Below are 13,222 nucleotides of genomic sequence, written 5' to 3' on the forward strand. Positions count from 1 at the left end.
GACCGGTGACGACTACTGACGACAGCTGCGGGTCACCCAAATGGATCTGCGACACTAGGAGGGTTATGCCGAAGCCCGGAGAACTCACTTTCGTCGCCCCCCGCGGAGCCAAGAAGCCGCCGCGGCATCTTGCCGATCTCACTCCTGCCGAGCGCAAGGAGGCCGTTGTCGCGGTCGGGGAGAAGCCGTTTCGTGCCAAGCAGCTCTCGCAGCACTACTTCGCGCGGTACGCGCATGATCCGGAGCAGTGGACCGACATCCCGGCCGGTGCCCGGGGGCGGCTGCAGGAAGCCCTGCTGCCCGAGCTGATGACCGTCGTTCGGCATCTGTCGACCGACCAGGGCACCACTCGCAAGACACTGTGGCGGCTGTTCGACGGGACGCTCGTCGAGTCCGTGCTGATGCGCTATCCGGACCGGGTGACCATGTGCATCAGCTCCCAGGCCGGGTGCGGGATGAACTGCCCGTTCTGCGCGACCGGGCAGGCGGGTCTCGACCGGAATCTGTCCACCGCCGAGATCGTCCATCAGATCGTGGACGGGATGCGGGCGCTGCGGGACGGGGAGGTCCCCGGCGGCCCGGCTCGGCTCAGCAACATCGTCTTCATGGGCATGGGCGAGCCGCTCGCCAACTACAACCGGGTCATCGGATCCATCCGGCGGCTCACCGACCCCGAGCCCGATGGCCTCGGCCTGTCCCAGCGCGGCATCACCGTCTCCACCGTCGGCCTCGTCCCCGCCATCCACCGGTTCGCCGACGAGGGCTTCAAGTGCCGCCTGGCCATCTCGTTGCACGCGCCCGACGACGAGCTGCGCGACACCCTCGTACCCGTGAACACGCGCTGGAAGGTCCGCGAGGTGCTGGACGCCGGTTTCGAGTACAGCGCCAAGTCCGGGCGCCGGCTGTCCATCGAGTACGCGCTGATCCGGGACATCAACGACCAGGCCTGGCGCGGTGACCGGCTCGGGCGGCTGCTCAAGGGCAAGCCCGTGCATGTCAATCTCATCCCGCTGAACCCGACGCCGGGGTCGAAGTGGACCGCCTCGCGGCCCGAGGACGAGAAGGCCTTCGTGGAGGCCATCGCCGCCCATGGTGTGCCGGTGACGATCCGGGACACCCGTGGTCAGGAGATCGACGGGGCGTGTGGTCAGCTCGCGGCCACCGAACGGTAGTCTGACCGCCGTAAGAACATCTGCATATTCCGACAGGGGAGCGCCACAGCGCTGAGAGTGCGGCACACGGCCGCAGACCCTCCGAACCTGGCCCAGGTCATTCTGGGTAGGGAGATCGGTCACCACTCGAGCTGTTGCGCCCTGCCCGGGACCCCGGAAGTCCCGGGCGGGGCCGCGTCTTCTCCTGGTCACTCCAGGAGGAATCCAGTGAGTAACAACATCAAGCGGCTGACGGCGGCGGTCGTCGGGCTCGGCATGGCCGGCGCACTGGCCGCGTGCGGGTCGTCCGACGGCGGCCAGGGGTCCGGCGACTCCAAGACCGTGACGCTCGTCAGTCACGACTCGTGGGCCGCGTCCAAGGACGTCATCGCGGCCTTCGAGAAGCAGTCCGGCTACAAGGTGAACGTCCTGAAGGACGGCGACGCCGGGCAGGCCGTGAACAAGGCCATCCTCACCAAGGGCAACCCGCAGGGCGACGTCTTCTTCGGCGTCGACAACACCCTGCTGTCCCGCGCCCTCGACAACGGCCTCTTCCAGTCGTACGAGGCGAAGGGGTCCGAGCGGATCAAGGCCGAGTACCGCGTCGACCGGGACAAGCACCGGGTCACGCCCATCGACACCGGCGACATCTGCGTCAACTACGACAAGAAGTACTTCGCCGATCACAAGCTGGCGCCGCCGCGGAGTTTCCACGACCTGGTCAAGCCCGCGTACAAGGACCTGCTCGTCACCGAGAACGCCTCCTCGTCCTCGCCCGGCCTCGGCTTCCTGCTCGGCACGGCCGCGAAGTACGGCGACGACGGGTGGAAGGGCTACTGGATGAAGCTCAAGGCCAACGGCGTGAAGGTCGTCGACGGCTGGGAGCAGGCCTACAACGAGGAGTTCTCCGGGTCGGCCGGCGGCAAGAAGGCCAAGGGCGACCGGCCGCTCGTCGTGTCGTACGCCTCCTCGCCGCCCGCCGAGGTCGTCTTCGCCGACCCCAAGCCGAGCACGGCGCCGACCGGTGTCGTCGAGGGCACCTGCTTCCGGCAGGTCGAGTACGCGGGGCTGCTCAGCAACGCCAAGAACACCAAGGGTGGCAAGGCCCTCCTCGACTTCCTCATCAGCCAGAGGTTCCAGGAGGACATGCCGCTCAACATGTTCGTGTACCCGGTGACCGAGGGCGCCCAGGTGCCGCCGGAGTTCGTCAAGTACGGACCGCAGGCGAAGGACCCCGAGACCATGGCCCCGGCGCAGATCGCCGACCACCGTGACCAGTGGGTCAAGTCGTGGACCTCACTCGTACTGAAGTAACCGCGCGCAGGCGGGGCGCGGCGGCGCGGCTCGGTCTGCTGGCCGTGCCCGTCGCGTTCTTCGCGGTCTTCTTCGCCTACCCCGTCGCGGCGATCGTCGCGCGCGGCCTCAAGACCGACGGGGCCTGGCACCTCGCACGGCTCGGGGAGGTGCTGGCGCAGTCCGACGTCCGGCACGTGCTGTGGTTCACCACCTGGCAGGCGGTGGTCTCCACCGCGCTCACGCTGCTCGTCGCACTCCCCGGCGCGTACGTCTTCGCCCGCTTCGACTTCCCCGGCAAGCAGGTCCTGCGGGCGGTCGTGACCGTTCCGTTCGTGCTGCCGACGGTCGTCGTCGGTACGGCGTTCCTGGCGCTCGTCGGGCGGGGCGGGCTGCTCGACGAGCTGTGGGGCGTACGGCTGGACACCACCGTATGGGCGATCCTGCTCGCGCACGTCTTCTTCAACTACGCGGTCGTCGTCAGGACGGTCGGCGGGCTCTGGGCGCAGCTCGACCCGCGGCAGGAAGAGGCCGCGCGCATGCTCGGGGCGTCGCCGATGAAGGCCTGGCGGCAGGTCACGCTGCCCGCGCTCGCCCCGGCCGTGGCCGCCGCCGCGCTGATGGTCTTCCTGTTCACCTTCACCTCCTTCGGTGTCGTGCAGATCCTCGGCGGGCCCACCTTCTCCACCCTGGAGGTGGAGATCTACCGGCAGACCTCGGAGATCTTCGACCTGTCCACGGCGGCCGTGCTGACCCTCATCCAGTTCGTCGCCGTGGGCGCGATCCTCGCCCTGCACGCCTGGACCGTGCGGCGGCGGGAGACCGCGCTACGGCTGGTGGACGCCTCCGTGACCGCGCGCCGGCCGCGTGGCGCCGGGCAGTGGGCGCTGCTCGGCGGGGTGCTCGTCACCGTCGCCGTCCTGCTCGTGCTGCCGCTCGCGGTGCTCGTGCAGCGGTCCCTGGGCGCGCCGGGCTTCGGCTACTACCGGGCGCTGACCCGCGAGGACGGGGGAGTGTTCCTGGTCCCGCCGATCGAGGCGATCGGCAACTCCCTGTCGTACGCCGTCGCCGCCACGCTCATCGCGGTGGTGATCGGCGGCCTCGCCGCGGTCGCGCTCACCCGCCGGGACGCCGGGCGGTTCGTGCGCGGCTTCGACGCTCTGCTGATGCTGCCGCTCGGGGTGTCCGCGGTGACCGTCGGCTTCGGGTTCCTGATCTCCCTCGACGAGCCGCCGCTGGATCTCAGGTCCTCCTGGATCCTGGTGCCGCTCGCACAGGCCCTGGTCGGGGTGCCCTTCGTGGTGCGGACGATGCTGCCCGTGCTGCGGGCGGTGGACGTGCGTCTGCGGGAGGCGGCCTCGGTGCTCGGTGCCTCGCCCTGGCGGGTGTGGCGGGAGGTGGACCTGCCGATGGTGCGGCGGGCGCTGCTGATCGCGGCCGGGTTCGCCTTCGCCGTGTCCCTCGGGGAGTTCGGCGCGACGGTGTTCATCGCCCGGCCCGACCGGCCGACCCTGCCGGTGGCGGTGGCCCGGCTGCTCGGGCGGCCCGGCGACCTCAACTACGGCCAGGCGATGGCCCTTTCGACGATTCTGATGGTGGTGTGCGCGGTGGCCCTGCTGGTGCTGGAGAGGCTCCGCACGGACCGGACGGGGGAGTTCTGATGCTGCTTGCCCTGCAGGGCGCGACGGTCCGCTTCGGCGGGCGTGCCGTGCTGGACGCCGTCGATCTGGAGGTCGCCGAGCACGAGATCGTGTGCGTGCTCGGGCCCAGCGGCAGCGGCAAGTCGACCCTGCTGCGGGCGGTGGCCGGGCTGCAACCCCTCGACTCCGGGCGGGTGGTGCTCGACGGCCGTGACCACGCGGGCGTGCCCGCGCACCGGCGAGGGGTCGGGTTGATGTTCCAGGACCACCAGCTGTTCCCGCAGCGGGACGTGGCCGGCAACGTGGCGTTCGGGCTGCGGATGCACGGCGAGCCGAAGCGGCAACAGGCCGAACGAGTAAAGGAGTTGCTGGACCTCGTGGGGCTGCCGGGCGCGGGCCGCCGGGCCGTCGCCGGGCTGTCCGGCGGCGAGCAGCAGCGGGTGGCGCTGGCCCGGGCTCTCGCGCCGAACCCCCGGCTGCTGATGCTGGACGAGCCGCTGGGACAGCTCGACCGGTCGCTGCGGGAACGGCTGGTCGTCGAACTGAAGCAACTGTTCGGCCGGTTGGGGACGACCGTGCTCGCCGTGACGCACGACCAGGGGGAGGCCTTCGCGCTGGCCGACCGGGTCGTGGTGATGCGGGACGGGCGGATCGCCCAGTCCGGTACTCCTCTTGAGGTGTGGCAGCATCCCGCCGACGCGTTCGTCGCCCGCTTCCTCGGGTTCGAGAACGTGGTCGAGGCCACGGTCGGGGCGGAGGCCGCGGACACGCCCTGGGGCAAGGTGCCGGTGCCGGAGCGCGCCCCGCAGGGCATCCGCACCCTGCTGGTGCGGCCCGCCGGGGTGCGCCTGGTACCCGCCGACACGGGCCTGCGCTGCACGGTGACCGCACGCACCTTCAAGGGCACCCATGTCGCCCTCCACCTCCAGCCCCGGGACGCCCCGCGCCTGGAGGCGGCGTGCGCGCTGCGGGCGGCGCCTGGGGTGGGGGACGAGGTGGGCGTGGAGTTGGACGCGGCCGAAATCGTGGTGCTCGACTGATCGCCCCCGCCCTAGGGTGCGAGGCATGACGCCACTCACGCACGACCGCTACTGCGACGAAATCGCCGATCAGGTAAGTTTGTTGAGGTCCGTGGTCACCTCCGGTGCCGACCTGTCCGCCACGGTGCCGACCTGCCCGGAGTGGTCGCTGGAGGACCTCGTACGGCACATGGGAGGCGCTCTGCGCTGGGTGGAGCTCATGGTGCGCACCCGGGCCGAGGAGGAGGTGCCGGAGGAGCGGGTGCCGGGTGCGGCCGGGCCCGAGGCGCGGGGGGATGCCCTCGTGCTGGACGCCTGGCTGGCGGAGGCGGGGAAGCAGGTCGTCGCCACGCTGCGGGAGGCGGGCCCCGATACGGAGGTGTGGGGCTGGGCAGGGATCCGCGACGCCGGGTTCTGGGCCCGTCGGGTGACACACGAGATCACCGTGCACCGCGCGGACGCCACGCTGGCCGTCGGGCTGCCCTACGAGGTCGCGCCCGAGGTGGCCGCCGACGCGATCGACGAGTGGCTGCAGATCGTGGCGTACGTGCAGCGGACGGTGCCGCACGACGCGGTGAGGGACTTGCGGGGCGCCGGCCGCGGCATCCACCTCCACGCCACCGACACGGGGCCGGAGCTGAACGCCGAGTGGCTCGTGGAACTCACGGAGGACGGCGTCGCCTGGCGTCGGGGTCACCGGAAGGCGGACGTGGCCCTGCGCGGGCCGCTCACCTCCGTCCTGCTGGCGTTCTACCGCCGACTTCCGCTGGATGCGCCGGAGGTGGAGGTGCTGGGCGAGCGGGAGCTGCTGGAGTTCTGGCTGGAGCGGGCGACGTTCGGGTGAGACGGGACGTGGCCCGCCCCCCCGGGTCGGGGGACGGGCCACGTCACGGTCTGCGCGGGTGTCAGCTGTCGCTGCTCGCTCCGCGGCGGCGCATGCCGAAGAACACCGCACCGCCACCGACGACGACCAGGGCCGCCGCGATGCCGGCGATGAGGCCGGTGTTGGAGTCGGCACCGGTCTCGGCGAGGTTGGAGTCACCGGCCGGGGCGGGCGCGTTGCCCGCCGGCGAGCTGCTCTGGCTCTCCGACGGCTCCGGAGCCGGGCTCTCGCTCTCCTCGGCCGGCTTCGACGGGGACGCCGACGGGGTCGGAGTCGCCGGGGGAGTCGAAGCCGGGGGCTCCTCCTCCTTCTTGCAGGCCGTGGCCGGGGTGACGAGGTTCGGCTTGATGTCCGCGTCGACGTACGAGGAGGCCTTGACGTGGATGCGGTACTCGGCGTTCGGCTTCCAGTCGTCGGCGAAGGTGATGGTGGTGCCTTCACGTGAGCCCTTGACGACCTGCTCGCCGACCTTCTTGGCGTCGGCGCCGTTGTTCTGCAGGTACACGGTGACCGTCGCCGGGATGCCGGCCGGGTCCACGTCGGTGACGGTGATGACGCCCTTGTCGCCATCGCACTTCGCCTCGGCGGAGAACTCGCTGATGTCGCAGGCGAGCGCGTTGCCGGCGGTGCCGAGCGCGAGCGCGGCCGAGGCGGAGACGACACCGAGGATGCGCACGGCGCGTGCGCGGCGGGATACGGACAGAACTGCCACGTTTGTCCTTTACAGGATTGCTAATGCGGGGGGCTGGGGCAGTGTTGACTGGGCGTCAGCACTACCGTGAGACTCACAGGTCTATAAGCGCCGCATAAGTAGTGTCAACGCATATGCAGCCTGCAAGCACTTGCTTTGCCTTCTTATTAACCGCCGAGACGTTTCAACGCCTCGGGCGCCTCCTCGATCCGCTCCACCAGCGCGATCCGCGCCTCCATCGAGCGCCCTGCCGCCAGCGACCGGAGCAGCGGCCACGCGGGCAGCTTCTCCGTCCAGTGCACGCGGTTGACCAGCACCATCGGCGTCGGTTCGCCGCGCGACTCGTAGTAGTTGGGCGTCGCGTTGTCGAAGATCTCCTGCACGGTTCCGGCGGCGCCCGGCAGGAACACCACACCCGCGTTCGACCGGGCCAGCAGGCCGTCCTCACGGGTGGCGTTGGCGAAGTACTTGGCGATGTGGGAGGCGAAGGCGTTCGGCGGCTCGTGGCCGTAGAACCAGGTCGGGATGCCGACCGAACGGCCGCCCTGGGGCCAGCGGGTGCGGATCTCGAAGGCGGCCGCGGCCCACTGGGTGATCGACGGGGTGAAGTGCGGTGCCTTGCCGAGGAGTTCCAGGGACTCGGTGAGCATCGTGTCGTCGAAGGGGGCGGCGTAGGCGCCGAGGTTCGCCGCCTCCATGGCGCCCGGGCCGCCGCCGGTCGCGATCGTGAAGCCGGCCCGGGCCAGCTCCCGGCCGAGCCGTGCGGCGCCCGCGTACTCCTCGGTGCCGCGGGCCATCGCGTGACCGCCCATGACGCCCACGACCCGGGCTCCGGACAGGAGTTCGTCGAGCGCGTCCGAGACGGAGTCGTCGTGGATCGAGCGCAGCATGGACGCGTGGATGTCGCGGTCCGCCTTCGTGCGCTGGAACCAGGTGTAGGCGAGGGCGTCGGGCGTGGCCTCGTAGCCGTCGGCCAGCGACGTGAAGAGTTCGTCCGGCGAGTAGACCAGGCCGCGGTACGGGTCGAACGGCAGGCCCGGGACAGGAGGGAAGACCAGGGCGCCGTCGCCGCGGATCTTCGCGGCCGCGTCCTCGCGCATCGGGCAGCCGAGGAAGACCGCGCCCGCCGTGTCGTTGGTGAGCAGTTCGCGCGTACGGTCCGTCAGGTCGACCGCTTGGACGCGGTATCCGGCGAGGGTGCCGCGCGCCGAGACGGTCGCGTCGAACTCCTCGAGGCTCTCTATCTCACGGTCGTCGTGGTGGGCCGCATGGGCGGGCATCGTCTGCACGCGCCCATGCTGGCACAGCGGCCGTCAGCCCTGGACGGCCGCCGGGTCCATCCACACGACCTCGAAGGTGTGGCCGTCCACGTCGTCGAAGGCGCGGCCGTACATGAAGCCGTGGTCCTGGGTCTCGCCCGAGACCGAACCGCCCGCCGCGACCGCCTTCTCGACCAGCTCGTCGACCTTCTCGCGGCTCTCGGAGCTCAGCGCGACCAGCACCTCGCTGGTCTTCGTCGAGTCCGCGATCTCCTTCTTGGTGAACTGGAGGTACTTCTCCTTGGTGTGCACCATGACCACGATGGTGTCGCTGATCACGACCGAGGCGGTCGTGTCGTCGCTGAACTGCTCGTTGATCGTGAAGCCCAGCTCCGTGAAGAACTTCTTCGAGGCGCCGAGGTCGCCGGTGCACAGGTTCACGAAGATCATCTGCTGGTACATGCGAGGTCTCTCCCATCAAGTCCGTGTCGTTACGCGGGGATAGACCGGGCGCCGGTCCGGAACTCATCGCCGTACGGAGATTTTTTTCGTACGACTTCCGGCGGGGCGCGGCCTCAGCGCGCCAGGGGCAGCGCCGCCAGTTCCGCGACCGTCAGGGTGAGGGGACCGAACAGGGCGAGCAGGGCGCCCGCGCGCAGGGCGGCGGCGCTGCGCAGCATCGTGGCGGGGGCGCCGAGACGCAGCAGCGCGGCGGTGGTGCCGGCGCGGGCCTGACGGGCCTCGACGGCGGCCGTCAGGAGCGTCGCCGTGGTGCAGCCGGTCACGAGGAGCACGCCGAGGGTGGTGAGCGGACCGAGCGCGAGTCCGTCCGGGGCGTGCAGCAGAGCCATGGCCCACGCGGCGGACAGGACCGCGCTGACGACGCCCAGGGGGCGACCGATGCGGACGGACTCCGCCATGAGGATGCGGCCGGCCAGGAGCCGCCGGGCGCCCGGGCGGGCCGACTGGAGCAGCCGTCCGCACAGGTGCGTCAGGCCCGGACCGGCCAGGGCCAGGCCGACGACGGCCAGCGCCCAGCCCGCCATCACGCCGGGGGAGGCACCGGAGAAGGACAGGTCGGGGGGCGTGGGGGCGGTACGGCTCGTGTAGGTCTCCACCGCCAGGCCCGCGGCCAGCACGGTGATGCCCCAGGGGAGACCGGAGGGGGCGGCGATGGTGTCCGGCAGGGCCGCGTCGGGGGCGGTGAAGTCGTCGGGGGCGCCGGGGGGCGTGGCAGGTGGGCCCGGGTGCCTCGCCAGGGCTCCGGCGGGGCTGATGGCGCCTGCCGCGTCCGGCTCCGCAGCGCGGGGGCTGAGCCACTGGGCGGGATCGCCGGCCGGGACGGTGCTCGCGGCAGCGGGTTCCCGGGCGGCCGGGTAGGTGGTGCCCGGGTGCGTCGAGCCGGCCGGGACGGCGGCGGCTTCCGGTGAGGCCGGGTGCACCGGGCCCGCCGGGGCGGTGCTCGCGGGGGCTTCCGGTGAGGGCGGGGCCGTGGCGCCCGGGTGCACCGCCTGCGGCCGGGCGGGGTCCGCGACCGCGCTCACCGTCCCGCCGGGGTGCGTGACCGCCGCCGAGGCCGACTCGCTCGTCCGGGCCGCCGGGGGGCCGCTCCTCGCGGCGGGCTCGGCGGCGGGCCCGTCCGTGGGCCGGACGATCTGCCGGCCGAACCTGCCGTACGCCCCGAACGTCTCGCGTGTGCTGGTGCGCCGGTACGCGCCGAAGCGGCCGTACGTCCGGGCCGCCTTGGGGCCGGTCGGTCCCGCCTCGCGCGGCCGCAGGACCAGGGCCACCGCCACCGACGCGCCGACGGGCAGGAGTGCCAGCAGGGTCAGGGCGGCCGGCAGCGGCAGGGGCCGGCCCGCGGCGAGGGACTCGGCGGCTGCGCCGTCGAAGGGCATGCCCGTCAGGTCGCCCCGCAGATGCAGGAAGACGAGCAGGGCCAGCATCGAGCCGAGCGTGCAGGACAGGGCCGTCGTCGTCGCCGAGACGGCCATCATGCGCACCGGGCCGAGGCCGATCGCCGAGAGAGCGGCGCGGGGCTTGGTGCCGGGGTCGGTACGGGCGACCGCGACCGCGAAGTACACCGTGGCGGCCAGCGGGGCCGCGCACCAGGCCAGCCGCAGCGCGGCGGAACCGGGGGCGCCGGGGTGGCCCAGCGCGTAGCCGAGGGCGCAGAGCAGCAGGAAGCCCGTGCCCGCCGAGGCGGCCGCGACCAGGAGACGGCGCAGCTGGACGGCCGGGTGGGCGCCGCGGGTCAGACGGAGAGCGAGCACGCGGCCCGGCCTTCCGGCTCGCTGGTCTCGGCGACCGGCGGGAGGTGCACCGTCTGTACGCGGCGACCGTCGAGCAGGGACACCGTGCGGTCGGCGAGGGCCGCGGTCTCCGCGTCGTGGGTGGCCAGGACGACGGTGATGCGGTGGGAGCGGGCCGCCGTGGTGAGGGTGCGCAGCACCTGGGCACGGTCGGCACGGTGCAGGGGCGCCGTGGGCTCGTCGGCGAACAGCACCGACGGTGCGGGGGCCAGGGCGCGGGCGATGCAGACCCGCTGCCGCTCGGCCTGCACCAGCTGGTGGGGCCGTTTGCGGGCGCTGTCGCCGATGTCCAGGCGCTCCAGCCACTCCAGGGCCGCCTTCTTGGCACGGCGCCGGCTGGTGCCGCGCAGCATCAGCGGCAGGGCGGTGTTCTCCCAGGCGTTGAGTTCCGGAACCAGGGAGGGGGCCGGGTCGATCCAGCCGAAGCGGTCGCGGCGCAGCCGCTCGCGGGTGAGGGGGCCCATGGTGTGCACGGGCACGCTGTTGAACCAGACCTCGCCGCGCCGCACGGGCACCAGGCCGGACAGGCACCGCAGCAGCGTCGTCTTGCCACTGCCGCGCGGGCCGCTCAGGGCGAGGATCTCGCCCTCGCGCACGCCGAGCGAGACGCCGCAGAGCGCGGGCGAGCCGTCGTCGTGCTGGAAGTGCAGGGCGCGTGCCCATAGCACGTCGTTGTCCGGCGGGGCCTCCATGCGCGTACACCTCGGTTCAGATCCGTAGTTCCCGTGCCATCCCCCGTGCGGGGGAACGAAGGCAGGGCCGATCGGTCACTGGGCACGCTAGGCAGAAGGCGGCTCGGCGCCGGACAGCACGCGGCCCCGGGCCGCCGTTTCTCACTCGAACGGGCGGCACCGGGGCCGGTGTTGATCATCCAGGCAGACGATCGGAGCGACGGACGTCAGAGCTTCGTCCACGCCTCCGTGAGGGTGGCGCGCAGGATCTGCTCGATCTCGTCGAACGTCGACTGGTCGGAGATCAGCGGCGGGGCGAGCTGGACGACCGGGTCGCCGCGGTCGTCGGCGCGGCAGTACAGGCCGTTGTCGTACAGGGCCTTGGACAGGAAGCCGTACAGGACGCGCTCGGTCTCCTCGTCGTCGAAGGACTCCTTGGTGTGCTTGTCCTTCACCAGCTCGATGCCGTAGAAGAAGCCGTTGCCGCGGACGTCGCCGACGATCGGCAGGTCGTGGAGCTTCTCCAGGGTGGCGCGGAAGTTGCCCTCGTTGTCCAGGACGTGCTGGTTGAGGTTCTCGCGCTCGAACAGGTCGAGGTTGGCCAGGCCCACGGCCGCGGAGACCGGGTGGCCGCCGAAGGTGTAGCCGTGCAGGAAGGTGTTGTCGCCCTTGTAGAACGGCTCGGCCAGGCGGTCGGAGATGATGCAGGCGCCGATCGGGGAGTAGCCCGAGGTCATGCCCTTGGCGCAGGTGATCATGTCCGGTACGTAGTCGAACTTGTCGCAGGCGAAGTACGTGCCCAGGCGGCCGAAGGCGCAGATGACCTCGTCCGAGACGAGCAGCACGTCGTACTGGTCGCAGATCTCGCGGACCCGCTGGAAGTAGCCGGGCGGGGGCGGGAAGCAGCCGCCCGCGTTCTGCACCGGCTCCAGGAAGACTGCGGCGACCGTGTCCGGGCCCTCGAAGAGGATCTGCTGCTCGATCTGGTCGGCGGCCCAGCGGCCGTAGGCCTCCGGGTCGTCACCGTGGATCGGGGCGCGGTAGATGTTGGTGTTCGGGACCTTGTGGGCGCCCGGGACCAGCGGCTCGAAGGGGGCCTTCAGGGCCGGCAGTCCGGTGATGGACAAGGCGCCCTGCGGGGTGCCGTGGTAGGCGACCGCGCGGGAGATGACCTTGTGCTTGGTGGGCTTGCCGGTGAGCTTGAAGTACTGCTTGGCGAGCTTCCAGGCGGTCTCCACCGCCTCACCGCCGCCGGTGGTGAAGAAGACCTTGTTCAGGTCGCCCGGCGCGTGCCCGGCCAGGCGCTCGGCCAGCTCGACGGCCTTGGGGTGGGCGTAGGACCACACCGGGAAGAACGCCAGCTCCTGCGCCTGCTTGAAGGCGGTCTCGGCGAGCTCGACCCGGCCGTGCCCGGCCTGCACCACGAAGAGGCCGGCCAGGCCGTCCAGGTAGCGCTTGCCCTTGTCGTCGTAGATGTACGTGCCCTCGCCCCGGACGATGGTGGGGACGGGGGCCTTCTCGTACGACGACATGCGCGTGAAGTGCATCCACAGGTGGTCGTACGCGGACTGGGAGAGGTCCTTGCTCACGGCTATCGGGTCCTCACGGTTATCGGGTTCCCCACATGTAGGTCTGCTTCTTGAGCTTGAGGTAGACGAAGCTCTCGGTGGAGCGCACTCCGGGCACGGCCCGGATGCGTTTGTTGATGACGTCGAGGAGGTGGTCGTCGTCCTCGCAGACGATCTCCACCATCAGGTCGAAGGAGCCTGCGGTCATCACCACGTACTCGCATTCGGACATGGCCGACAGCGCGTCCGCGACCGCCTCCACGTCGCCCTCGACGTTGACGCCGACCATCGCCTGTCTGCGGAAGCCCACGGTGAGCGGGTCCGTGACGGCGACGATCTGCATCACGCCCTGGTCGAGCAGCTTCTGGACGCGCTGGCGCACGGCCGCCTCCGACAGGCCCACGGCCTTGCCGATGGCGGCGTACGGCCGGCGGCCGTCCTCCTGGAGCTGCTCGATGATGGCGAGGGAGACGGGGTCCAGCTGGGGCGAGCTGCCGTTCCTGGACTCGCGGGAGGGCTCGCGGGACTCCCGCGAGCCCTTCTGTTCTGCGCTTCGACTGGCCACGAGGTCACTGTGCACGAGGTCTCGACACTTCCGCAAGCCTGGATCGATGAAATTCGTTGTTTGAGTCCCCTGCTCCTGCGAATTCCGCACGATCGAAGGGAGCGGGGGTGTTGAAAACGTGGGTCGGCCGACTAGGGTGGGTGTCTCAAGTACTGGACATCCGAACTGGA

12 protein-coding genes and 1 riboswitch are annotated in these 13,222 nt (G+C 71.3%); of the genes, 5 read left to right on the forward strand and 7 right to left on the reverse strand.

The window, feature by feature from the left end:
* Positions 1–65: 65 nt before the first annotated feature.
* The 5 genes from rlmN to ABT116_RS12735 all read left to right on the forward strand — a co-directional run bounded on the left by rlmN (position 66) and on the right by ABT116_RS12735 (position 5,947).
* The gene (gene rlmN / locus ABT116_RS12715; RefSeq protein WP_351631633.1) at positions 66–1,172 is read left to right on the forward strand and encodes a dual-specificity RNA methyltransferase RlmN; all 1,107 of its coding nucleotides are present in this window, start codon (positions 66–68) and stop codon (positions 1,170–1,172) included.
* Positions 1,173–1,196: 24 nt separating this feature from the next.
* Positions 1,197–1,303, forward strand: a riboswitch (TPP riboswitch).
* Between the two features lie 124 nt (positions 1,304–1,427).
* Positions 1,428–2,465: a thiamine ABC transporter substrate-binding protein gene (locus ABT116_RS12720; protein WP_351631668.1), complete on the forward strand. Its 1,038-nt coding sequence runs from the start codon at positions 1,428–1,430 to the stop codon at positions 2,463–2,465.
* A complete protein-coding gene (locus tag ABT116_RS12725) occupies positions 2,441–4,105 on the forward strand; it encodes an ABC transporter permease (RefSeq protein WP_351631636.1) in 1,665 nt (554 codons plus the stop codon). The genes ABT116_RS12720 and ABT116_RS12725 overlap by 25 nt, the downstream gene beginning before the upstream one ends.
* On the forward strand, positions 4,105–5,124 hold the full coding sequence (locus ABT116_RS12730) for an ABC transporter ATP-binding protein (protein ID WP_351631639.1): 1,020 nt from the start codon (positions 4,105–4,107) through the stop codon (positions 5,122–5,124). The genes ABT116_RS12725 and ABT116_RS12730 overlap by 1 nt, the downstream gene beginning before the upstream one ends.
* Before the next feature lie 25 nt (positions 5,125–5,149).
* Positions 5,150–5,947 carry a maleylpyruvate isomerase family mycothiol-dependent enzyme gene (locus ABT116_RS12735; RefSeq protein ID WP_351631642.1) on the forward strand — a complete coding sequence of 266 codons (798 nt, stop codon included), beginning with the start codon at positions 5,150–5,152 and terminating at the stop codon, positions 5,945–5,947.
* A gap of 61 nt (positions 5,948–6,008) precedes the next feature.
* On the opposite strand, the gene ABT116_RS12740 is transcribed toward ABT116_RS12735, so the two are convergent.
* From ABT116_RS12740 to ABT116_RS12770, 7 genes are all read right to left on the reverse strand, one after another.
* Positions 6,009–6,698 carry an LAETG motif-containing sortase-dependent surface protein gene (locus tag ABT116_RS12740; protein ID WP_351631645.1) on the reverse strand — a complete coding sequence of 230 codons (690 nt, stop codon included), beginning with the start codon at positions 6,696–6,698 and terminating at the stop codon, positions 6,009–6,011.
* Between the two features lie 146 nt (positions 6,699–6,844).
* Positions 6,845–7,966 (reverse strand): LOG family protein, encoded by a 1,122-nt coding sequence (locus ABT116_RS12745; RefSeq protein WP_351631648.1) that lies wholly within the window; start codon positions 7,964–7,966, stop codon positions 6,845–6,847.
* Positions 7,967–7,990: 24 nt separating this feature from the next.
* Entirely contained in the window at positions 7,991–8,398 is a 408-nt protein-coding gene (locus tag ABT116_RS12750) for a VOC family protein (protein WP_351631651.1), read from the reverse strand.
* Between the two features lie 113 nt (positions 8,399–8,511).
* Positions 8,512–10,209 carry a hypothetical protein gene (locus ABT116_RS12755; RefSeq protein ID WP_351631654.1) on the reverse strand — a complete coding sequence of 566 codons (1,698 nt, stop codon included), beginning with the start codon at positions 10,207–10,209 and terminating at the stop codon, positions 8,512–8,514.
* Entirely contained in the window at positions 10,191–10,940 is a 750-nt protein-coding gene (locus ABT116_RS12760; RefSeq protein ID WP_351631657.1) for an ABC transporter ATP-binding protein, read from the reverse strand. The genes ABT116_RS12755 and ABT116_RS12760 overlap by 19 nt, the downstream gene beginning before the upstream one ends.
* Before the next feature lie 206 nt (positions 10,941–11,146).
* The gene (locus ABT116_RS12765) at positions 11,147–12,508 is read right to left on the reverse strand and encodes an aspartate aminotransferase family protein (RefSeq protein ID WP_351631660.1); all 1,362 of its coding nucleotides are present in this window, start codon (positions 12,506–12,508) and stop codon (positions 11,147–11,149) included.
* A 19-nt stretch (positions 12,509–12,527) separates the two neighbouring features.
* Complete coding sequence (locus ABT116_RS12770) at positions 12,528–13,067, reverse strand: Lrp/AsnC family transcriptional regulator (protein WP_351631663.1); 540 nt, start codon at positions 13,065–13,067, stop codon at positions 12,528–12,530.
* Between the last annotated feature and the right edge of the window lie 155 nt (positions 13,068–13,222).

It is taken from the genome of Streptomyces sp. NPDC002130 (assembly GCF_040296465.1).
Taxonomy (GTDB): domain Bacteria; phylum Actinomycetota; class Actinomycetes; order Streptomycetales; family Streptomycetaceae; genus Streptomyces.

What these genes read in the sequence shown, in the direction of transcription:
- ABT116_RS12760 (WP_351631657.1), bottom strand. Translation starts at nt 10,940, where the DNA reads ATGGAGGCCCCGCCGGACAACGACGTGCTATGGGCACGCGCCCTGCAC.
- ABT116_RS12720 (WP_351631668.1), top strand. Translation starts at nt 1,428, where the DNA reads ATGGCCGGCGCACTGGCCGCGTGCGGGTCGTCCGACGGCGGCCAGGGG.
- ABT116_RS12730 (WP_351631639.1), top strand. Translation starts at nt 4,105, where the DNA reads ATGCTGCTTGCCCTGCAGGGCGCGACGGTCCGCTTCGGCGGGCGTGCC.
- rlmN (WP_351631633.1), top strand. Translation starts at nt 66, where the DNA reads ATGCCGAAGCCCGGAGAACTCACTTTCGTCGCCCCCCGCGGAGCCAAG.
- ABT116_RS12735 (WP_351631642.1), top strand. Translation starts at nt 5,150, where the DNA reads ATGACGCCACTCACGCACGACCGCTACTGCGACGAAATCGCCGATCAG.
- ABT116_RS12750 (WP_351631651.1), bottom strand. Translation starts at nt 8,398, where the DNA reads ATGTACCAGCAGATGATCTTCGTGAACCTGTGCACCGGCGACCTCGGC.